A 22082-nucleotide genomic window follows, 5' to 3' on the forward strand; every position below is an offset into this window, starting at 1 on the left:
GAGCCATGACCGCGACGGGGGAAGACCATGTGACGGCCCGGGGAGGGCCGTGGTGGTGGGCCAGACGGCGTAGTGCCGTGTTCGATGTGAGTCTGGCCGTGGTGTCCGCGCTGGAGTGCGGGCTGGAGGGAATTCCGTTCGCCAGGGACGCGGGGGTCCCGGTTGCCGCGGGGGTCGTTTTCGGCCTGCTGGCCGGGTCGGTGCTGGTCGTGCGGCGGCGCTGGCCGATCGCCGTCGTGCTGGTGTCGATCGCCATCACGCCGGCCGAGATGGGTTTCCTGATGGGCGTGGTCGGCCTGTACACGCTGGCCGCGGCCGAGATGCCCCGGCGGATCGTCGCCTCGCTGGCGGGGATGTCGCTGGTGGGGACGTTGATCGTGACGTTCGTGAAGACGCGGCAGGACATGTCGCGGGGGGATCTGGACCTCGGGGACTGGTTCGTGCCGTTCGCCGCCGTCACGATGTCGCTGGGGTTCACGGCGCCCCCGGTGCTGCTCGGTCTGTATGTGGGGGCCCGGCGGCGGCTGATGGAGAGCCTGCGGGAGCGGGCGGACAGTCTGGAGCGGGAGCTTCAGCTGCTCGCGGAGCGGGCCGAGGAGCGGGCCGAGTGGGCGCGGAACGAGGAGCGGACGCGGATCGCCCGGGAGATGCACGACGTGGTGGCGCACCGGGTGAGTCTGATGGTCGTGCATGCCGCCGCGTTGCAGGCCGTGGCGCGGAAGGATCCCGAGAAGGCCGTCAGGAACGCCGCGCTGGTGGGGGACATGGGGCGGCAGGCGCTGACCGAGTTGCGGGAGATGCTGGGGGTGCTGCGCAGTGGCGGGGAGCCGCGGCGTGAGCGTGCGGCGTCGGTGCCGTTGGCGGCGGTGGGGGTGGCTGCCGCGGCGGCGGCTTCGCGGGCGGCGGATGACGAGGGGCCGTGTCTGGCGGAGATCGAGGAGTTGGTGGGGCAGTCGGCCGCGGCGGGGATGGTGGTCGATCTGACGGTGGAGGGGGAGGCCCGCTCGTATGCGCCGGAGGTGGAGCAGACGGCGTACCGGGTGGTGCAGGAGGCGTTGACGAACGTCCACAAGCATGCGGCCGGGGCGAAGACGTATGTGCGGCTGGCGCATCGGGTGTCGGAGATCGCGATGCAGGTGGAGAACGAGCCGCCCGAGGCGGCGGCGTCGTCGGCGCGGTTGCCGTCCGGGGGGAACGGGCTGGTGGGGATGAAGGAGCGGGTTGCCGCGCTGGGCGGGGTGTTCGTGTCCGGGCCGACGGATGCGGGGGGTTTTCGGGTGTCCGCGGTGATTCCGGCGTCGTAAGCCCGCGGTGTGGGGGGTCATCCTGTTGTCAGGCGGGTGGGTTCCGTGCCGGCGATGAGGGTGGTCAGGGCCTGGTCGATGTCGGGGCCGAGGTACCAGTCGCCGGTGTGGTCGAGGGTGTAGACGCGGCCTTCGGTGTCGATGGCGAGGAGGGCCTGGCTGTCGGTTTCGGCGCCGAGGGGGCAGACCTCGGTGCCGAGGGCGCGGCCGAGGTCGCCGAGGGTGCGGGCCAGGTGGAGGCCGTGCAGTGGGTCGAGGTGGAGGGTGGCGGGGGCGACTTGCCGGCCGGGGCCGGTGGGGGTGATGTGGAGTCCGCCGAATTCGGCCCAGGCTTCGACGGCCGCGGGGAAGACGGTGTGGCGGTGGCCGGCGGGTGAGACGTGGTCGCGGAGGGTGTCCGCCCAGATCTCGGCTTGTTTGATGTCCCAGCGTCCGGGTTGCCAGCCGGCGGCGCGCAGGGCGGCGTCGACTTGTACGGCGAAGCGTGTGGTGGACGTGCGGTCGGTGTGCATCTGCCCTTCGTCTCGTCGAGGTCAGGGGTGGTGGGCGCAGTGGTGCCGGTGGTGTTTTCGGTGTGCGTGGGGGTGTGTCAGCCGGTGGTGGCCGCGGGGTCGACTATGCGGACGCCGAAGTGGGCGCTGAGCGCGGTGCAGGCGCGGCAGGGGGTGGCGAAGCTGCCGTGGAGGGGGTCGCCGTCCTCGCGGATGCGGCGGGCGGTGAGCTTGGCCTGTTTGAGGGCTTTGCGGGCTTCGCCGTTGGTCATGGGTTTGCGGGCGGCGCGTTTGCTGCGGGCGGCGTCGGCGGCGGCGATGTGCCGGGAGATGAGGATGGTTTCGGCGCAGCGGCCGGTGAAGCGGTCGCGCTGGGAGCTGGTGAGGGTGTCCAGGAAGTCCTGGACGAGGGGGTGCAGGGCGGGGGGTGTGTCGCCGCGGGCGGCGGTGCCGGTGAGGGTGGCGCCGCGGACGGAGAGGGCGGCGGCGACGGTGGGGAGGATGCCGTCGCGGCGGTGGTGGAGGAGGGGGGCGTGGGCTGTTTCGGTGGTGCTCCAGCCGATGCGGGGGTCGCCGCCTCGCGGGTCGGCGGACCTGCCGGTGTGTGGTCCCGTCTGTGTCGCGTTCATGATCGCCTTCCCCTCCGTGCATCCCCCCGGGGTCACAGACTGCCAAATGGCGTGGCTGGTGGGGAAGCTGGGGCGCGGCGACACGCCCGTTCCGGGGCGTGCTGTCACGGTGGGGTGACGGCTGGTCACGGATGCGTGGGGGGTGGGCGGCCGGTGCCGGTGACCGGTGTCGTCGTACCGCATAGGCTGTCGGCACCGCGGGCCGTGCGGTGATCCGTTCGGAGAGCGATGTGGTGAACCGGAAGGTGATCCGTGAGGTGGGCGCGTGCGGTGACGTGCATCGAGGTGCACGGCAGTTGAGTCAGAAGTTGAGACAGAAGACGTGACAGTCGATACGGGCCGTAGTGCGCCAAAGGTGGTCAATACGGGTCGTACAGAGTGCCGCAGGGGGCAACCGCCATGACGACAGGTCGGCTCGGGCAGCAAGCCGCGCCGCCGAACGCGGCCTACGCCGGGCAGGTCGTGCATTTCCCGGATCCGGTCCGGGCGGCGCGTCACCCGAGAGGGGTACGGGTCGACGAGGGTGGTTACCCCGACTTCTCGCCCTATGCGCGTGCGGCCGCGGAGATCGCGGAGCCGCCGGAGGGTTTCGGTGTCGACGAGTTGCGGCTGACGGACTACGTGTCGGCGAACATGGCGCTGTCGGCGTCGGGGCACGAGCTGTGGGACACGGTGCCGGCGGTGGCGACGCCGCACGGCTGGACGTGGCACCACGTGGTGGGCACGCGGCGGCTGGAGCTGGTCCCGGTCGAGGTGAAGGCGTTGCTGCGGCATCACGGCGGTGTGGCGACGTCGGGTGTCGACCAGTCCAAGCGGGGCACGCGGCCGTTGCAGGAGACGCGTCCGGCGCATTTCGGGCTGCCGAAGTCGGGCGTGGCGGTGACGGAGGCGCAGGTGCAGGGGGCCGAGGAGGATCTCGGTTACCGGCTGCCGGGTCCGTACCGGTCGTTCCTGAAGGCGGCGGGGGGGTGTGCGCCGGTGGGTGCCGCGCTGGACGCGGAGCTGGGGCTGCTGATCGACCAGCCGTTCTTCACGGTGCGGGACGAGGCGGCCGTGAACGACCTGGTGTACGTCAACAAGTGTCTGCGTGACCATCTGACCAAGGACTACCTGTGTGTGGGGTTCGTCCAGGGCGGGCTGCTGGCCGTGAAGGTGAAGGGCGAGCGGATCGGTTCGGTGTGGTTCTGTGCGTACGACGACGCCCGGGACGTGGATCCCGCGTTGCCGCCGGCGGAGCGGGTGGAGCGGCTGCTGCTGCCGTGCGGGGACGACTTCGACGTCTTCCTGTCGCGGCTGGCCGGTAATCCGCCGGAGTTGGAGACGGTGGCGAATCTGATGGTGGACGGCGGGTTCGCGCGTGTGGTGCCGGTGGGTGCGGTGTCGTCCTCGGCCGTGGGGGAGTGACTTCAGCGATGGTGACGTTCGCGCAGGCGCAGGAGCGCGCGGAAGAGTGGATCAACGGGGACGTGCCCTCGTACCAGCATCGTGAGGTGCGGGTGCGGGAGTTCGATCTCGGGTTCGTGGTGTGGGCCGAGGACCGGGCGGACGGGCCGCGTTCCGACGGTGGCGCGCAGCGGCTGGTGATCGCGCGGGACAGCGGGGAGGCGACGCTGTGGCCCGGGCTGCCGGTGGGTGAGGTGATCCGCCGGTACGAGGAGGAGTACGGCCGTCCGGACGCGGCGGAGGAGCCGGTGCCGGCTCCGGCGGCCCGGGTGGATCTGAACCAGACGTCCTTCCTGCTGACTCCGCCGGAGTGGTTGCAGGACGCGGCGGACAAGCTGGGGATTCCGGATCGGCGGGGGGCGGGTACGCAGGCGGGTGCGGGTGCCGCGTCGGCTTCTGCTTCTGCTTCGGCTTCTGCTGGTGCTGGTGATTCCGCTTCCGGTGCGTCCTGGCCTGCTGCCGTGGGGAGCGAGACGGGGAGTGGCTCCGGGGCGGGGGCGCCGGGTGCGCCTGCGGGGGCGACGCCCTGGGCCGGTACGGACACCAACGGCGATGCCGGTGACGACCGTTCCGTACCGCTGCCCGCGACGGTCTTCGCGCCGCCGCTGAGCGAGACCGACGGTGACACGCCGCCGCCGGCGACGCCCGACGCCAAGACGGCGCTGATGTCGGGCGGCAGCCAGCTTCCGCCGACGGCGGTCTCACCGGCGGTCGACGATCCTGCGGGTCCTGCGGGTCCTGCCGGTCCTGCCGGCCTTGCCGGTTCCGCCGGTGGGCCGCAGCCGCCGGCCGGGCCGGGTGCGCCTGCGCGGCCGCTCGCGCCGAACGCCGGGGACATCGCCGACGCCGCGACCAGCAAGGCGACTCCGCCGCCGGGGCGTGCCCGGGGCACGGGCCCGACGCCGCCGCCTCCGCCGGGCGCCCCCGGGACGCCGGGCGGGCGGCCGGGCGGTACGCCTGCGCCGTCGGGGCCCGGGGCACCGGGTACGCCCGCGGGTGGGTACGTGCCCACGCAGCTTGTGTCGGCGCTCGGGCCGGAGGGGCCTGCGGGGCCCGGGGGACCTGCGGGGCCTGCGGCGCCTGGGGGGCCGGGCAGCGAGGGCGCCGGTGCGCCGCTGCCGCCCCAGCCGCCGGGGCCTCCGGGCACGCCGACCCCGCCGGGTGCGCCGCAGCCTCCGGGCGCGCCCAACCCGCCCGGTGCTCCCGGTGGGACGCCCCCGGGCGGAGTCCACCATGCCGCGACGATGCTGGCCGACCCCGGCCGGGGCGCCCCGGGGGCACCGCAGCCTCCCGGTCCTCCCGGTCCTCCTGCTCCTCCGGGTGCGCCCGGAGCGCCTGGTGCGCCTGGTGCGGCCGGTGGGCCTGGAGCCCCTCAGCCTCCTGGCGCCCCGGGTGCTCCCGGCGGCGGCCCGGGCCCCGTGCACCACGCGGAGACCATGCTGGCCACGCCTCCGGCGGGCGGGCCCGGCGTGCCTCCGCCGCCGCAGGCCCCGGGCGCACCACCTGCCGCCCCGGGCGCTCCCGGCGTGCCGCCGATGCCACCGCCCGGTGGGATGCCGCAGGGTGGGATGCCGCCCGGCCCGATGCCCCCGGGCGGGATGCCGCCGGGTGGGATGCCGCCCGGCGCGATGCCGCCGCCCGGTCAGCCCGCTCCCGGGCAGCCTCCGGCGTACGGCTACCCGCCGCAGCCCACCGGGCAGCCGACGGTCGGGCCCGGCTACCAGGCCGTGTTGCGCTACCGCGCGCAGGACGGCTCCGAGCAGCAGCTGATCCGGCGTTCCGCGCCGGGTACGCCGCACCCGGAGTGGCAGATCTTCCACGAGCTGCGGGCCATGAACGTGCCGCCGGACCAGGTGCTGGAGCTGCACACCGAGCTGGAGTCGTGCGAGCTGCCGGGTGCGTACTGCGCGCGGATGATCCGGGAGCAGTGGCCGCAGGCGCGGATCACGAGTATCGCGCCGTACGGTACGGACCACGCGAGCCGGCAGCAGGGGATGCGGCAACTGCTGGCTCACCAGGGCGAGTTGCACCAGGTGGCGGACGGTCCGGCGCGGCCGGCTCCGGTGCGGGCGCCGTTGCCGCCGGTGCAGGCGGTGCCGCCGATTCCGCCGGAGGCCATCGCGCAGGAGCTGGGTGCCGCGTTCGGGCCGGGGGTGTTCCGGTTCGAGCAGGCCGCCGTGTCCCGGCAGGGTGTGCCGCCGGTCGTGGCGCACACGCTGGTGGCGGCGGGCCTGCCGATGGACATGGGCCCCTTCTTCTGGGCGCAGGCGCAGCCGGGGCGGCCCGTGCCGACGCTGGCGGAGCTGGCGGCCGAGCGGGGTGTGCAGCCGGCCCCGGACGCGGGTTCCTACCTGGTGATGGGCAGCGACTTCGGCAAGGCGATCTGCGTGCAGTACGGCACGGCGAACATCGTCGCCGTGCCGGTGGAGGCGGGGCCGGGCGGGGCGCCCGTACCGCCGCAGTTCGTGAACACCGGGCTGCCGGAGTTCGCGCGCTGTCTGGCGCTGCTCGGGCGGATGTGGCGGCTCAGGTTCGGGCTGAACCAGGAGCAGGCGGGCCGTTGGACCGTCGACTTCCAGGCGCAGTTGGCCGCGCTCGACCCGGCGGCGCTCGGGTCGCCGGAGAGCTGGTGGTCGGTGCTGCTGGAGCAGATGTGGGACGGGTTGCTGTGACGCGTCGCCGCTGAGGCGTCCCTGGAGTGACCTCTGTGCGGAGTGTCGCGGGCTGAACACTTCCGTCTGATCCACCAAGATGTGCGCGAAATCATCCCATTTCGTGCTCGATCGCGCGTCGGCGTGGTGGAGAGGGGCCCCAGCATGAGCAGCCCATCGGCGTCCCCGCACGGCTTCCCGGCCGTGCGGGGGCGTGGTTACCGTCCCGAGCAGGTCGACGAGTACGCCGAGACCTCTCCGACGAGCGTGACGCGGCCTGGGAGCGGGCCGCCCGGCTGACGGTGCTCGCCCGGCAGATGGACGCGGAGCTGGAGCGGCTGCGGGAGGCCGTCGCGCGGCTGGTTCCGCAGACCTACGAGTCGCTCGGGGAGCGGGCGCGGCGGCTCTTCGACCTCGGCCGGGAGGAAGCGGCGGCCGTTCGGGAAGGGGCGCGACGGGAGGCGCGGGAACTTGTGGACGGGGCGTGCGCGTCCGCGGCCGGCGTGCGCGAGTCCGCGCAGGCGCAGGCCGATGCGGTACGCGCCGACGCCGACGAACGCGCCCGGCAGCGGCTGCTCGCGGCGCGCGCCGAGGCCGACGAGATCCGGGCCGCGGCCGGTCGTGAGGCGGAGGAGCTGCGGGGCGAGGCGCTGGCCGCGTTGCGGGAGATGCGGCAGCGCACCTCCGGGATGCTGGCCGACCAGGCCAGGGAACACGCCGAGCGGTGGGCGGAGCGGGACGAGGAGGATGCCGCCCGGGCAGCCGCGCTGGACGCCCGCCACGCGGCAGCGGTGACGCGCGCGGAGGGCGAACTGACCGAGGCCGAGCAGGTCTTTTCCGACGCCGATGACTCCGCCCTGCACCAGCAGGACGAGGCCGCCGCGCGCGCCGCGGAGCTGCTCGCCGAGGCCCGGCGCCACGCGGAGTCCGTCGAACAGGAGACGCGACGGGTGCTGCGCGAGCACGCCCAGCGTGGAGACGAGGTGCGGGCACACATCGACCGCGTACACACGAGCCTGACGGCGTGGGCGGGGAGGGTGGAGGCGGACGCGGAGTGAGACGAGGCGCGCGGCGGCCGCGGGCCGGGGCGGCGACCGATTGCCCCCGCCGGCGCCACGCATGGACACACCGCCCGTCCACAGCCCCCGCCCACGAGCACACGTTGCCGACGCTGTCGCCTGCCGCCGTTTCTGCGTGACGCCGGCGGGGCGTTGCCGAGCGCCGGTCGCCGGCCGCCCGGTGCCGCGTTGCCGACGCTGTCGCGTGCGGGCCGCCGTTTCTGCTCCGCGTGACGTCGGCGCGGCATCGTCGACCCCGCCGTCGGCTGCGGGGTGGTGCCGTCGCTGGCCCCCGGCCGATCAGCGCGCGTTGCCGGCGCTCTCGCCTGCCGTTCGCCGGCCGTCGCTTCTGCGCGACGCCTGCGGCGCGCTGCCGACCGCCGGGTGACGGCAGGCTGTTGAGGCCGCCATCGGCCGCCGCCGGCCAGCGCGCGTTGCCGAGTCGGCCGTCTGCCGGCCGCCGGCCGCCGGTCGTCGCTTCTGCGCGACGCCGACGAGCCGTCGTCGACCCCCAGGCCGCGGCTACGCGTTGGTGCTGTCGCCGGCCCCGGCCCTCGGCCGACCGGCCGCTCTGCCGACGCTGCCGTCTGCCGCCCGCCGTTTCTGTGTGACGCCGGTGAGCCGTCGTCGCGCGCCGGCCGGTGGCTGCGAGGTGGTGCCGCCCTCGGCACCAGCCCGCCCGGCGCGCGTTGCCGACGCGTCCGCTGGCGCCTGCGGGCCGGCGTTTCTGTGTGACGTCGGCGGGGCGTCGCCGATCACCGGTCGGCGGCTGGGTGTTGGTGGCGCCGCTGGCCACCGGCTGGCCGGCGCGCTTGCCGACGCTGGCGTCTGCCGCCCGCCGTTTCTGTGTGACGCCGGCGGGGCGTCGCCGAGGGCCGGCCGGTGGCTGCGGGGTGGTGCCGCCCTCGGTACCCGGCCGACCGGCGTGCGTCGCCGTCTGTCGCCCGTCGCTTCCGCGTGACCCCGGTGCGGCATCGTCGACCCCCGGCCGGCGGCTGCGTGGCGGCGCAGTCGCCGGCCGGCCCGTGGGTGCTGTCAGTGGTCCCTGCGTGTCGCGCCCGCCAGGATCCAGGACTCGATCGCCTCGTACTCGTGGCGTTGTTCCTCCGACTTGCGGCGGCCGGAGGCCAGTGTGCCCAGCCAGCCGCAGGTGAAGCCTAGGGGGATGGAGAGCAGGCCCGTGGTGGTGAACGGGAACCAGTTGAAGTCGGCGTCGGGGAAGGCGGAGACGGGCGAGCCGGAGACCAGGTTGGTGCCCGGCATCAGCAGCAGGACCGCCAGGGAGCCGCCGATGAGGGTGCTCAGCAGGCCCGTTCGTGTGAAGCGGCGCCAGAAGAGGCTGTAGACCAGCGCGGGCGCGATGGCCGAGGCGCCCAGGCAGAACGACAGCGTCACCAGGGGCTGCAGGCTGCGATGCTGGACGAGCGTGGCCAGGAGGATCGCCGGGATGCCCACCGCCAGTGCGGAGAGGCGGGCCAGTGTCATCTCGCGGCGGGGTGGCATCTCCCGCACCCGGGCCGCGAACACGTCGTGCGCGAGGGAGTTGGCGCAGGCGAGGATCATCCCGGCGACCGAGGCGAGCAGCGTGAGGAAGACCGCCGTGGTGACGGTCGTGAACAGGAACGTCTCCGCCGACGACACGTCCTTGCCGAACGCCGCCTGCGAGCCCAGCAGATACGCCGTGTTGCCCTGCGGGTCGACCTGCGCGATCACCGCCCGGCCGACCAGCGCGGTCGCGCCGAAGCCGACGACCGTGATGATCAGCACGAACAGGGCCACGCCCGACACCGCCCAGGACATCGAACGCCGCACCTGCCGGGCGCTGGAGGCGGTGTACATGCGCATGGTGACGTGCGGCAGCACGCCGCCCCCGAGGACGACCGTCAGCTGCGCGGTGATCATGTCCAGGCCGGGGCTGGGACCGCCGGCGAACTGCAGGCCCGAGGAGAGGAACGCCGAGCCCACGCCGCTGTGCGCGGCGGCCGCGTCGAACAGGGCCCCCGGATCCCAGTCGAACCGGTGGAGGATCAGCACGGCGACCACCGTGCCGGAGCCGAGCAGCATCACGATCTTCAGGATCTGGATGAGGGCGGTGCCCTTCATCCCGCCGATCGCCGCGTAACTGATCATCAGCGCGCCCACGCCGATGATGCAGCCCGTCTGCAGCGACTCGCCGGAGAAGCCGAGGACGAACGCCAGCAGCTGCCCGGTCCCCGCGAGCTGCACCACCATCAGCGGCAGCAGCGCCGCCAGGGTCACCGCGCAGGCCGCGATCCGCACGCCGCGTCCCGGCATACGGCGGGTCAGCGCGTCGCCCATGGTGAACCGGCCCGCGTTGCACAGCGGTTCGGCCAGCAGGAACATCAGCAGCATCAGGGACAGCGCCGTACTGAGCGCCAGTACGGTCCCGTCGTAGCCGAACAGGGCGATCACGCCGCCCGTGCCGAGGACGGTCGCCGCGGAGATGTAGTCGCCGGCGATCGCCAAGCCGTTGCGCAGGGGGGACAGGGAGCTGTAGCCGGTGTAGAACTCGTCGAGGTCGTCCCGGTCCGGGCCCGTCATCACGCACAGCAGGAGCGTGATCGTGGCCACCGCCGTGAAGCCCACGAGCGACATCGACTGGGCGTTTCCGCTGAACTCGGTGGTCACCGGCTTCCCTCCCGCCTGGCGTCCAGTTCGGCCTGCTTGCGTATCCGGTCCGCGATCGGGTCGACGCGGCGGCGGGCCGTCCGCTCGTACAGGACGATCGCCAGCCAGGTCACGGGGACCTGGACGAGGGCGAGCAGCAGACCGGTGGGCAGGCCGTCGGTGACGGTGCTCGTCATGAACGACGGGGCGAACGCCGACAGGATCAGGAACAGGACGAAGTAGCCGAGGGCGGTGAGCGTGGCCACGCGCCGCTGCCGCCGGTAGGCGCCGCGCAGCATCCGCAGGTCGCTGTGGTGCCCGAGCGCGGCGTGGCGCTGGGGACGCCTGCCGGCCGGTTCGGGCTCCCGCTGCGGCGCCCAGGGGTAGTTGTCGTGGGAGGGCGGAGAATCCGGCGGTCGGTAGGGGTAGGAGGGTGGCGGCGGGTCGTAGGACATCCCGGTGCTCCTTGCGCGGGTCGGATCCGGTTCGGCGGACCGCAGGAGGTGGGGGGCGGGCGGCCACGCACGTTACTTCGGAGTACCCGGGCTGCGCGAGGGTTTCGGCAAACTGATTGGTCGGTATGCGCTTACCTTTGTGACCTCGGGTGTTACTCGCGTCAAACCGTGTTGGCCTCAGGTGCCGGTGGCGTGGAGGCCAAGTTCCGCCGCAGGAAACGGCGTCCGGGCCGCCCGCCCACGGTGGTGTCCTCGACGGGTGTGAAGCCGTTGCGGGCCAGGACCGTCATGGAGGCCGGGTTGTCCAGGGTGGTGACCGCGGTGAGGGACGTCAGCCCGTAGTCGGCGGCGGCCAGGCGGCACAACTGCGCGACGGCCGCCGTCGCCACACCCCGGCCCGCGGCCCGTTCGCCCACCCGGTAGCCGAGTTCGGCGCAACCGTCCGCCAGGTCGAGCAGGTTGATCCGGCCGACCAGGTTCCCCTCCTCGTCCCGGATGACATGGAAGCGGCACACGCCCGCGTCCTGCTCCGCGAGGAGCGCCCGGTGGCGTTCGGCGAACCCCTCCGCCGTGAAGTAGGCGTCCCCGCGGTCCGGCACCGTGCGGGCGAAGTACGCCCGGTTCTCCCGCTCGAAGGCCAGCACGGCGTCCGCGTGATCGGGCCGGAGCGGTTCCAGAGTCAGCATGGGCGGGAGGATACGTACGGTCAGTCCCCCAGCACCGGGAATTTCCGGGGCGCGAGGAACAGCAGCACCAGGAACGCCAGGGCCGCCGCGCAGGAGGCGCCCAGGTAGACGGCGTGCACCGCGTCGGCGATCGCCCGCCGGGTCGCCTCCGGCGCGGTGCCCGCGTCCAGGGCCCGGGTCACCGAGTCGAGGTCGCCCGCACCGCCGAGCCGGGCGGCCAGCACGCCGTTGGCGACCGCGCCGAAGACCGCCGCGCCGACTGTCTGGCCCGTCTGACGGCAGAACAGCACGGACGCGGTGGTCGTACCGCGCTCGGCCCAGCCCACCGTCGACTGCACACCGACGATCAGCGGCAACTGGAACAGGCCCAGCGCGGCGCCGAGCAGCAGCATCAGCAGGGCCGGCTGCCAGGCCTGACCGGGATACGGCAGGAACGGGAACGCGAACAGGATCAGCGCGGCCGCCGCGATGCCCAGCATCGCGGTGTTGCGGAAGCCGATCCTGCGGTACACGTGCTGGCTCAGGGCCGCCGACACGGGCCAGCTCAACGTCCATACAGAGAGCACGAATCCGGCGGCCACGGGCGCCAGGCCCAGCACCGACTGGGCGTAGGTGGGCAGGAACACCGCCGGCGCCACCATCAGCAGACCCAGCGCGCCCAGGGCCAGATTGACCGCGGCGATCGTACGGCGCCGCCACACCCAGCCCGGGATGATCGGCTCCCCCGCCCGGCGCTCCACCAGCACCACGACCACGACCAGGGCGAGTCCCGTACCGAACAGGGCGAGGGAGGGCGCCGACAGCCACGGCCACGCCACCCCGCCCTGTACCAGGGCCGTCAGCAGCACACCGCCGCAGGCGAACACCGCGAGGGCGCCCGCCCAGTCCACGCGCGTGTGCGCGCCGCTCTCCCGCTGCGGCTCGTGGAGGTGACGGACGATCAGCCACAGTGCGACCGCGCCGATCGGCAGGTTGACCAGGAAGATCCAGCGCCAGTCCGCGTAGGCGGCGAGCACACCGCCCAGACCCGGGCCGGCGACCGCCGAGACCGCCCACACCGTGGACAGTTTCGACTGGATCTTCGGGCGGTCCTTCAGGGGGTACAGGTCGGCGGCGATCGTCTGGACGGTGCCCTGGAGGGCGCCGCCGCCCAGGCCCTGCACGACGCGGAACGCGATGAGCGCCCCCATGTTCCAGGCCAGCGCGCACAGCAGGGAGCCGGCGAGGAAGACCACCGAGCCCGCGACGAGGACCGGTTTGCGGCCGAAGGTGTCGGAGAGCTTGCCGTAGACGGGCAGGGTGACGGTCACGGCCAGCAGGTAGCCGGAGAACAGCCAGGAGAAGACGGAGAAACCGCCGAGGTCCCCGACGATCTGCGGGACGGCGGTCGAGACGATGGTGGCGTCGAGCGCCGCCAGCGCCATGGAGAGCATCAGGGCGGCGACGACCGCACCGCGCCGGCCCGTCGCGGCGGGACGTGCGGCCTCACGCGCCGCGGAACTGGTGCTGCCCACCCCGGGTTCCTCCCCCTCGTGTCTGCCTGCCCCTTGCACCTACCTGCCGCCCGACAGCTTCGCACTTGACCCTGACGCTACGGGAGGGTGGAGCCTGAGTGAGCCGTCGGGTGGAGCGAACCCTGAGTCGGACTCCACCCATCGGTGGACTGCCCCTAGGGGTACCTCCGTACTACGACCTGGGGAGGGTTCGTACCGACGGAGGACGAGAGGCGCGGGGGCCGGTCCTTAACCTGGCTTTACGCCGTCGGGGGGCGGCTTCGCACACCGTCGGGGGTGGGGTTTTCCACAGGGAAAGACTGCGCCCTGCACCAGGGCGCGGGACCCCTCCCCGCCGCGAGACTGAAACGCGTCGGACGGATTCGTCGTCCGGCCTCGCGTACCAGCGGCTGTCGAACCAGGCGACCGCCTTCACCATCTGCTGACCGATATAGGAGACATACCGTGACTTCGGCTGTGACCATTCCCAGGCACGGGGGTACTGGAGGGCGTACGGCCGTTGCCGCACGGGCCCGGCAGGTCGTGAAGGCGTACGGGACCGGTGAGACCCGTGTCGTCGCCCTCGACCACGTCGATGTGGACATCGCACGCGGCCAGTTCACCGCGATCATGGGCCCCTCGGGGTCCGGCAAGTCCACGCTCATGCACTGCCTGGCCGGGCTCGACACCGTGACCGGCGGGCAGATCTACCTCGACGAGACCGAGATCACCGGGCTGAAGGACAAGAAGCTCACGCGGCTGCGCCGGGACCGGATCGGGTTCATCTTCCAGGCGTTCAACCTGCTGCCGACGCTGAACGCGATAGAGAACATCACGCTGCCCATGGACATCGCGGGCCGCAAGCCCGACAAGCAGTGGCTGGCGCGGGTCGTGGAGACCGTCGGACTCGCCGACCGGCTCAAGCACCGGCCCACCCAGCTGTCCGGCGGCCAGCAGCAGCGCGTCGCCGTGGCGCGGGCGCTGGCGGCCCGGCCCGAGATCATCTTCGGGGACGAGCCGACCGGAAACCTCGACTCGCGTGCCGGCGCCGAGGTGCTCGGCTTCCTGCGGCGGTCCGTGGACGAGCTGGGCCAGACCATCGTCATGGTCACGCACGACCCGGTCGCCGCCAGTTACGCGGACCGGGTGCTGTACCTCGCCGACGGCCGCATCGTCGACGAGATGCACAAGCCGACCGCCGAGGCCGTCCTCGACCGCATGAAGGACTTCGACGCCCGGGGGCGCACGTCATGACCGTCATGAAGACCTCGATGCGCAACTTCCTGGCGCACAAGGGCCGTATGGCGCTCTCCGCGATCGCCGTCCTGCTGTCGGTGGCCTTCGTCTGCGGCACGCTCGTCTTCACGGACACCATGTCCACGACCTTCGACAAGCTCTTCGCGGCCACGTCCTCCGACGTGACGGTGAGCGCCAAGGGCGCCTCCGACACCGGTGAGACGACCGCCGACAACGGCAAGCCGCCGGTCATGCCGGCCTCCGTGCTGGCCGAGGTCCGCAAGGCACAGGGCGTGAAGTCCGCCGAGGGCGCGGTGTTCTCCACCTCCGTGACCGTCGTGGACGCCGACAAGGACAACCTGTCGCCCTCCAGCGGCGCCCCGACGATCGTCGGCGGCTGGAACAGCAACGAAGCCCGCACCATGAAGATCACCTCGGGTGCGGCACCCAGGAGCGCCGACCAGATCATGGTCGACGCCGACACCGCCGACAAGCACGACCTGAAGCTCGGCGACGAGATCGGCGTGATCAGCGCCGTCGGCACGCACACCGCGAAGATCTCCGGCATCGCCGACTTCACCGTCACCAACCCCGGCGCGGCGATCTTCTACCTCGACACCAAAACCGCCCAGCGGGCCCTGGTCGGCGAGAGCGGCGTCTACACCAACGTCAACGTCACCGCGGCCGCCGGCGTCAGCGACGCGCAGCTGAAGAAGAACGTCTCGGCCGAACTGGGCTCCGGCTTCCAGGTGCAGACCGCCAAGGAGACCGCCGACGCCAACCAGAAGGACGTCGAGGGCTTCATGAACGTCATGAAGTACGCGATGCTCGGCTTCGCCGGGATCGCCTTCCTCGTCGGCATCTTCCTGATCATCAACACCTTCTCGATGCTGGTCGCCCAGCGCACCCGCGAGATCGGCCTGATGCGGGCGATCGGCTCCTCCCGCAAACAGGTCAACCGCTCCGTGCTGGCCGAGGCGCTGCTGCTCGGCGTCGTCGGATCCGTGCTGGGCGTGGGCGCGGGCGTCGGCCTCGCGGTCGGCCTGATGAAGCTCATGGGCCAGATGGGCATGGACCTGTCCACCGACGACCTGACGGTGGCCTGGACGACCCCGGTGGCCGGCCTGGTCCTCGGCGTGGTCGTCACCGTCCTGGCCGCCTACCTGCCCGCCCGGCGCGCCGGCAAGATCTCCCCGATGGCCGCACTGCGTGACGCGGGAGCCCCCGCGGACGCCCGGGCCGGCTGGATCCGCGGCGTGATCGGCACCGTCCTCACCGGCGCCGGCGGTGCCGCCCTGTACCTCACGGCCCAGGCCGACAAGGCCACCGAGGGCTCGCTGTGGCTCGGCCTCGGCGTGGTGCTGTCGCTGATCGGCTTCGTCGTCATCGGCCCGCTGCTCGCCGGCGGCGTGGTCCGGGTCCTCGGCGCCGTCCTGCTGCGGGTGTTCGGCCCCGTCGGCCGCATGGCCGAGCGCAACGCCCTGCGCAACCCGCGCCGCACCGGCGCGACGGGCGCCGCGCTGATGATCGGCCTCGCGCTGGTGGCGTGCCTGTCCGTGGTCGGCTCCTCCATGGTGGCCTCCGCCACCGACCAGCTCGACAAGACCGTCGGCACGGACTTCATCATCCAGTCCGACAGCGGCCAGCTGATCACCCCGCAGGCCGTCAAGGCCGCGAAGTCGGCACCGGACCTGGAGCGGGTCACCGAGTACAAGTGGACCAAGGCCGACTTCACCACCCCCGACGGCAAGACGCTCAAGGACACGGCGATCACGGCGGCCGACCCGTCCTACGCGACCGACCTGCGCACCGAGACGGTCGCCGGCAAGCTGCCCGACGCCTACAAGCCCGACTCGATGTCCGTCCACGAGAAGTTCGCCGAGGACCACGGCATCAGCCTCGGCTCGAAGATCAAGGTCGCCTTCAAGGACGGCTCCAGGGCCGACCTGACGGTCCGGGCGATCACCAGCAGCGACGTCGTGATCGACGCGGGCGCGATGTACACGTCCATCTCGACGCTGGCCAGGTACGTCCCCGCCGACAAGATGCCGCTGGACTCGCTGCTCTTCGTCAGCGCCGAGGACGGGCGGCAGGACGCCGCCTACAAGTCCCTGAAGTCGGCGCTGCACGACTACCCGCAGTACACCGTGCGCGACCAGACCGACTACAAGGAAGCCCTGAAGGACCAGATCGGCCAGCTGCTCAACATGATCTACGGCCTGCTGGCCCTGGCGATCGTCGTCGCCATCCTGGGCGTGGTGAACACCCTGGCCCTGTCGGTGGTGGAGCGCACCCGGGAGATCGGCCTGATGCGGGCGATCGGCCTCTCCCGCCGCCAGCTGCGCCGCATGATCCGCATGGAGTCGGTCGTCATCGCCCTCTTCGGCGCCCTGCTGGGCCTCGGACTGGGCATGGGCTGGGGCGCCACCGCACAGCAGCTCCTCGCCCTGGAGGGCCTGGGAGTCCTGGAGATCCCCTGGCCGACGATCATCGGCGTCTTCGTCAGCTCGGCGTTCGTGGGGCTGTTCGCGGCACTCGTCCCGGCGTTCCGGGCGGGCCGGATGAACGTCCTGAACGCCATCGCGACCGAGTAGCCGGCCGAGGCCACCGCATACGGGGGTTGCGGAGGACGGGCCCGCCCCGGAGGTTTCGGCCTCCGGGGCGGGCCCGGTGTTCGAGGGCCTCCGGCGCGGCCCGTCGCTCGCGAGGGCCTCCGGGGCGGCCCGTTGCTCGCCAGGGCTTCCGGGGCGGCCCGTTGCTCGCCAGGGCCGGAGCCACCCGGTGTCAGCCCGCCGCCACCCGCTCCAGGAGGACGTACCCGTTGGCCTTCCCCGCCAGGGCGTACTCGGCGCCGGGGTGCAGCCGCCGGGCGTAGCCCACCGGGTCGCGGTACCTGCCGTCGATGTTCTCCAGGGCGATGTACCCGGGGGTGACGCCCTGGGTGCCGCCGAGCCAGAGGACCCGGCAGCGTGAGGTCAGGCGGCTGATCGGGCCGATGTTGGCCTCGACGGTGGCGCCGTCGGGGATCCGCGCCAGGAGCCGCTCGACGCCGGACACCGCGGCCGGCTTGCGGTAGGTGTCGGCCTGCGCGAGCTGCGCCAGCGGCAGCGAGGTGGTCAGCGCCAGGGCCGCCGCGGCGACGGCGGCCGGCAACTGGGCGGCGTACGAGCGCAGCCACGGGCGCCGGCTCGTGCGCGCGGGCGCCAGGGCGTCGGCCAGGGCGAGGAAGACGACCGGCATCAGGACCGCGCTGTAGTGCCAGTCGGTGCCCCAGTAGTGCTCGTCCCCGGACAGGAAGCGCCAGCCGAGCGTCGGCACGGCCACCAGCAGCAGCGGGGAACGCAGGGCGAGCAGCCCGGTGGTGGGGATCAGCAGCCAGGCCAGGGTGCGCGCCTTGGTGCCGAGGCCGTCGAGGGGGCTGCCCGACTCGCTGACCTTGTTCCAGTAGTCGTACGTCCCGGAGGTGTTGAACGACGGGATGACCACGGTGAGGACGAGCAGCGTCGCCACCAGGCCGAACACCGCGGCGGCGAGGGCGTACGCAGCCGTCCGGGGCGACGAGCCGCGTGCCCGCCACGCGACGACCAGTGCGATCGCGGCCAGGGTCAGCCCCAGGTCCTCCTTCACCAGCACCAGGGGAAGCGCCCAGCACAGGGCCGCGCGCCGGCGGTCCGCGAGCAGGGCCTCCAGGGAGAAGGCGATCAGCGGGACGGCGAAGCAGATCTCGTGGAAGTCGAAGTCGACGGCGCGCTGGACGCCCCAGGACAGCCCGTAGGCGAGGCCGAGCGCGAGACCGCGGCGGCGGCCGAGCAGCCGGGCGGCGGCGCGGGTGACCGGTACGGCGGACAGGGCGAAGAGCGCGGCCTGCGCGACCAGCAGCGTGGCCGGCGAGGGAAACAGCCGGTACACCGGCGCGAGCAGGGCCGTCACCGGGCTGAAGTGGTCACCCAGGATGTCGAACCCCGGCCCCTTGAGGTCGGCCACCGGCGCCCGCAGATGTGCGTACGCCCGCACGACCTGCTCGAAGATGCCCAGGTCCCAGGAGAGGGTCGTCATGTGCCGGTACCGGCCGACGGACACGGCCGCGTAGGCGGCGCACAGGGCGGCGGCGAGGATCCACGGGTCCCACCGCGCGCGGTCCGGGGGCGGGTCGTCGCCGGGCAGGGCGACCGGCGTCGGTATGTGGGGCTCTGAGACCTGGAGGGTGGGGGCGGGCATGCCGTGCCTTACGGGTGGGGGTACCGCTCGGGGGACCGGACCGATCATGCCGTGGCGAAATCAACGGGTGGGGGTGATGTTGTGAAGGTTGGGCGGCTGATTCCCTCTTGACCCGGCGCGCTCGACCGGAAGAGGCGTTGTCCACAGCCCCGCCGCGCGGACGCGCATCGTCGTACGCTGGAGACCCCCGGCCCGCGGCGCGCGTCGGGCCAGTCGTGTTGCCCACCCCCTGGACGGAAAAATCCCCGCATGAGCCTGCACGGTCTGCTCGACGCCGTAACCAAGGACGCCGCCCTCGCGGAAGCGATCAACGCGGCCGCGGACGGCAACCGCATGCATGTCGACCTGGTCGGCCCCCCCGCGGCCCGCCCCTTCGCCATCGCCGCCCTGGCCCGCGACTCGGGCCGCCCCGTGCTGGCGGTGACGGCGACGGGCCGCGAGGCGGAGGACCTGGCCGCGGCCCTGCGCTCCCTCCTCCCGCCGGAGGGGATCGTGGAATACCCCTCCTGGGAGACGCTCCCGCACGAGCGGCTCAGCCCCCGCAGCGACACCGTCGGCCGCCGCCTGGCCGTGCTGCGCCGCCTGGCCCACCCCCGCCCCGACGACCCCGAGACCGGCCCGGTCTCCGTCGTCGTGGCGCCCGTGCGGTCGGTGCTCCAGCCGCAGGTCAAGGGCCTCGGCGACCTGGAGCCGGTCGCCCTGCGGACGGGCCAGAGCGCCGATCTGAACGAGATCGTCGAGGCCCTCGCGGCCGCCGCCTACGCGCGCGTGGAGCTCGTGGAGAAGCGCGGCGAGTTCGCCGTGCGCGGCGGCATCCTCGATGTGTTCCCGCCCACCGAGGAACACCCCCTGCGCGTCGAGTTCTGGGGCGACGACGTCGAGGAGATCCGCTACTTCAAGGTCGCCGACCAGCGCTCCCTCGAAGTCGCCGAGCACGGCCTGTGGGCGCCGCCGTGCCGCGAGCTGCTGCTCACCGAGGACGTCCGCGCGCGGGCGCGTGCCCTGGCCGAGGAGCACCCCGAGCTCGGCGAACTGCTCGGCAAGATCGCCGAGGGGATCGCGGTGGAGGGCATGGAGTCCCTCGCGCCGGTCCTCGTCGACGAGATGGAGCTGCTGCTGGACGTGCTGCCCAAGGGGTCCATGGCCGTCGTATGCGACCCGGAGCGGGTCCGCACGCGTGCGTCGGACCTGGTGGCCACGTCGCAGGAGTTCCTCCAGGCGTCCTGGGCGGCCACCGCCGGCGGCGGCGAGGCGCCCATCGACGTCGGCGCGGCCTCCCTGCGGTCCATCGCGGACGTCCGGGACCGGGCCCGCGAGCTGGACATGATGTGGTGGTCGGTGTCGCCGTTCGCCGCGGACGAGGAACTCGACGCCGGCAACCTGAAGCTGGGGATGCACGCCCCGGAGACCTACCGCGGGGACACCGCCAAGGCCCTCGCCGACACCAAGGGCTGGCTCGCCGACGGCTGGCGCGCGGTGTTCGTCACCGAGGCGCACGGCCCGGCGGCCCGGACGGTCGAGGTGCTGGGCGGCGAGGGCATCGCGGCCCGTTTGGACACAGATCTCGCCGCGATCTCCCCGTCGGTCGTGCACGTGGCGTGCGGCTCCATCGAGCACGGCTTCGTCGACCCGGCCCTCAGGCTCGCCGTCCTGACCGAGACGGACCTGACGGGCCAGAAGGCGGCCGGCCGCGACGGCGCCCGGATGCCGGCCCGCCGCCGCAAGACCATCGACCCGCTCACCCTGGAGCCGGGCGACTACATCGTCCACGAGCAGCACGGCGTCGGCCGCTACATCGAGATGGTGCAGCGCACCGTGCAGGGCGCGACCCGCGAGTACCTGGTCGTCGAGTACGCGCCCGCCAAGCGCGGCCAGCCCGGCGACCGCCTCTACATCCCCACCGACCAGCTGGAGCAGATCACCAAGTACGTCGGCGGCGAGGCCCCCACCCTGCACCGCCTCGGCGGCGCCGACTGGACGAAGACGAAGGCCCGCGCCAAGAAGGCCGTCAAGGAGATCGCGGCCGACCTCATCAAGCTCTACAGCGCCCGCATGGCCGCCCCCGGCCACTCCTTCGGCACGGACACCCCCTGGCAGCGCGAACTGGAGGACGCCTTCCCCTACGCGGAGACGCCCGACCAGCTCACCACCATCGCCGAGGTCAAGGAGGACATGGAGAAGTCGGTCCCGATGGACCGGCTGATCTGCGGCGACGTCGGCTACGGCAAGACCGAGATCGCCGTCCGGGCCGCCTTCAAGGCCGTCCAGGACGGCAAGCAGGTCGCCGTCCTGGTGCCCACGACGCTGCTGGTGCAGCAGCACTTCGGGACGTTCAGCGAGCGGTACGCGCAGTTCCCGGTGAACGTGAAGGCGCTGTCCCGCTTCCAGACCGACACGGAGGCCAAGGCGGTCCTGGAAGGCCTGCGCGAGGGCTCGGTGGACATCGTCATCGGCACCCACCGGCTGTTCTCGTCGGAGACCAAGTTCAAGGATCTGGGCCTGGTCATCGTCGACGAGGAGCAGCGCTTCGGCGTCGAGCACAAGGAGCAGCTGAAGAAGCTCCGCGCCAACGTCGACGTGCTGACCATGTCCGCCACTCCGATCCCCAGGACACTGGAGATGGCGGTGACCGGCATCCGCGAGATGTCCACGATCACGACGCCGCCGGAGGAACGGCACCCGGTGCTGACCTTCGTCGGCCCCTACGAGGAGAAGCAGATCGGCGCCGCCCTCCGCCGCGAGCTGCTGCGCGAGGGCCAGGTCTTCTACATCCACAACCGCGTCGAGTCCATCGACCGGGCCGCGGCCCGGCTGCGCGAGATCGTCCCCGAGGCGCGCATCGCCACCGCCCACGGCCAGATGTCGGAGCAGGCCCTGGAGCAGGTCGTCGTCGACTTCTGGGAGAAGAAGTTCGACGTGCTGGTGTCCACGACGATCGTGGAGTCCGGCATCGACATCTCCAACGCCAACACCCTGATCGTGGAGCGCGGCGACACCTTCGGCCTGTCCCAGCTGCACCAGCTGCGCGGCCGGGTGGGCCGGGGCCGGGAGCGCGGGTACGCCTACTTCCTCTACCCGCCGGAGAAGCCGCTCACCGAGACCGCCCACGAGCGGCTCGCGACCATCGCCCAGCACACGGAGATGGGCGCCGGCATGTACGTGGCGATGAAGGACCTGGAGATCCGCGGCGCCGGCAACCTGCTCGGCGGCGAGCAGTCCGGGCACATCGCGGGCGTCGGCTTCGACCTGTACGTCCGGATGGTCGGCGAGGCCGTCGCCGACTACCGCCGCCAGCTGGAGACCGGCGAGATCGAGGAGGAGCCGCCGCTCGAGGTCAAGATCGAGCTGCCCGTCGACGCGCACGTCCCGCACGACTACGCGCCCGGCGAGCGCCTCCGGCTCCAGGCGTACCGCGCCATCGCCTCCGCCAACACCGAGGAGGACGTCAAGGCCGTACGCGAGGAACTCGTCGACCGCTACGGCAAGTTGCCCGAGCCGGTGGAGAACCTGCTGCTCGTGGCCGGGCTGCGGATGCTCGCGCGGGCGTGCGGCGTCGGCGAGATCGTGCTCCAGGGCACCAACATCCGGTTCGCGCCCGTGGAGTTGCGCGAGTCGCAGGAGCTGCGGGTCAAGCGGCTGTACCCCGGCGTCGTCATCAAGCCGGCGACGCACCAGGTGCTGGTGCCGCGCCCGAAGACCGCGAAGGTCGGCGGGAAGCCGCTGGTCGGGCGCGATCTGCTGGCGTGGGTCGGGGAGTTCCTGACGTCGGTGCTGGGCTCCTGACGCCGGC

At 72.8% G+C, this 22082-nt stretch carries 13 protein-coding genes and 1 pseudogene; 7 read left to right on the plus strand and 7 right to left on the minus strand.

Features of this window, described 5'->3' with window-relative positions:
- Nucleotides 1-5 precede the first annotated feature (5 nt).
- Nucleotides 6-1304 carry a histidine kinase gene (locus ACFZDA_RS11150; RefSeq protein WP_391078253.1) on the plus strand — a complete coding sequence of 433 codons (1299 nt, stop codon included), beginning with the start codon at nt 6-8 and terminating at the stop codon, nt 1302-1304.
- A gap of 17 nt (nt 1305-1321) precedes the next feature.
- On the opposite strand, the gene ACFZDA_RS11155 is transcribed toward ACFZDA_RS11150, so the two are convergent.
- Nucleotides 1322-1816 (minus strand): SUKH-3 domain-containing protein, encoded by a 495-nt coding sequence (locus ACFZDA_RS11155; RefSeq protein WP_391078255.1) that lies wholly within the window; start codon nt 1814-1816, stop codon nt 1322-1324.
- 77 nt (nt 1817-1893) lie between these two features.
- A complete protein-coding gene (locus tag ACFZDA_RS11160) occupies nt 1894-2424 on the minus strand; it encodes a YwqJ-related putative deaminase (RefSeq protein ID WP_391078258.1) in 531 nt (176 codons plus the stop codon).
- A 399-nt stretch (nt 2425-2823) separates the two neighbouring features.
- Between ACFZDA_RS11160 and ACFZDA_RS11165 the strand changes: the two genes are divergently transcribed.
- The 3 genes and pseudogenes from ACFZDA_RS11165 (at nt 2824) to ACFZDA_RS11175 (ending at nt 7576) form a co-directional block, all read left to right on the plus strand.
- Nucleotides 2824-3828 carry an HNH endonuclease gene (locus tag ACFZDA_RS11165; RefSeq protein ID WP_391078262.1) on the plus strand — a complete coding sequence of 335 codons (1005 nt, stop codon included), beginning with the start codon at nt 2824-2826 and terminating at the stop codon, nt 3826-3828.
- 8 nt (nt 3829-3836) lie between these two features.
- On the plus strand, nt 3837-6539 hold the full coding sequence (locus tag ACFZDA_RS11170; protein ID WP_391078264.1) for an SUKH-4 family immunity protein: 2703 nt from the start codon (nt 3837-3839) through the stop codon (nt 6537-6539).
- Nucleotides 6540-6683: 144 nt separating this feature from the next.
- Nucleotides 6684-7576: pseudogene (locus ACFZDA_RS11175) on the plus strand (cellulose-binding protein).
- 1035 nt (nt 7577-8611) lie between these two features.
- Here the strand turns inward: ACFZDA_RS11175 and ACFZDA_RS11180 are convergent.
- The 4 genes from ACFZDA_RS11180 to ACFZDA_RS11195 form a co-directional block, all read right to left on the minus strand.
- Nucleotides 8612-10225: a cation acetate symporter gene (locus ACFZDA_RS11180; RefSeq protein WP_391078267.1), complete on the minus strand. Its 1614-nt coding sequence runs from the start codon at nt 10223-10225 to the stop codon at nt 8612-8614.
- The gene (locus tag ACFZDA_RS11185) at nt 10222-10659 is read right to left on the minus strand and encodes a DUF485 domain-containing protein (protein ID WP_391078270.1); all 438 of its coding nucleotides are present in this window, start codon (nt 10657-10659) and stop codon (nt 10222-10224) included. The genes ACFZDA_RS11180 and ACFZDA_RS11185 overlap by 4 nt, the downstream gene beginning before the upstream one ends.
- 161 nt (nt 10660-10820) lie before the next feature.
- Entirely contained in the window at nt 10821-11345 is a 525-nt protein-coding gene (locus ACFZDA_RS11190) for a GNAT family N-acetyltransferase (RefSeq protein ID WP_391078272.1), read from the minus strand.
- Between the two features lie 20 nt (nt 11346-11365).
- Nucleotides 11366-12859: an MFS transporter gene (locus ACFZDA_RS11195; RefSeq protein ID WP_391078275.1), complete on the minus strand. Its 1494-nt coding sequence runs from the start codon at nt 12857-12859 to the stop codon at nt 11366-11368.
- A gap of 444 nt (nt 12860-13303) precedes the next feature.
- Here ACFZDA_RS11195 and ACFZDA_RS11200 point away from each other — a divergent pair, with 444 nt between their 5' ends.
- Both ACFZDA_RS11200 and ACFZDA_RS11205 read left to right on the plus strand, forming a co-directional pair.
- A complete protein-coding gene (locus ACFZDA_RS11200) occupies nt 13304-14092 on the plus strand; it encodes an ATP-binding cassette domain-containing protein (protein WP_391078278.1) in 789 nt (262 codons plus the stop codon).
- Entirely contained in the window at nt 14089-16668 is a 2580-nt protein-coding gene (locus ACFZDA_RS11205; protein WP_391078280.1) for an FtsX-like permease family protein, read from the plus strand. Before ACFZDA_RS11200 ends, ACFZDA_RS11205 begins: the two co-directional genes overlap by 4 nt.
- A gap of 190 nt (nt 16669-16858) precedes the next feature.
- Here ACFZDA_RS11205 and ACFZDA_RS11210 read toward each other — a convergent pair whose 3' ends face one another.
- Nucleotides 16859-18292 carry a DUF2079 domain-containing protein gene (locus ACFZDA_RS11210; protein ID WP_391078283.1) on the minus strand — a complete coding sequence of 478 codons (1434 nt, stop codon included), beginning with the start codon at nt 18290-18292 and terminating at the stop codon, nt 16859-16861.
- A 249-nt stretch (nt 18293-18541) separates the two neighbouring features.
- Here ACFZDA_RS11210 and mfd point away from each other — a divergent pair, with 249 nt between their 5' ends.
- Nucleotides 18542-22075 carry a transcription-repair coupling factor gene (gene mfd / locus ACFZDA_RS11215; protein WP_391078285.1) on the plus strand — a complete coding sequence of 1178 codons (3534 nt, stop codon included), beginning with the start codon at nt 18542-18544 and terminating at the stop codon, nt 22073-22075.
- The last annotated feature ends 7 nt before the right edge of the window (nt 22076-22082 follow it).

It is taken from the genome of Streptomyces sp. NPDC007991, assembly GCF_042958445.1.
Classification (GTDB): domain Bacteria; phylum Actinomycetota; class Actinomycetes; order Streptomycetales; family Streptomycetaceae; genus Streptomyces.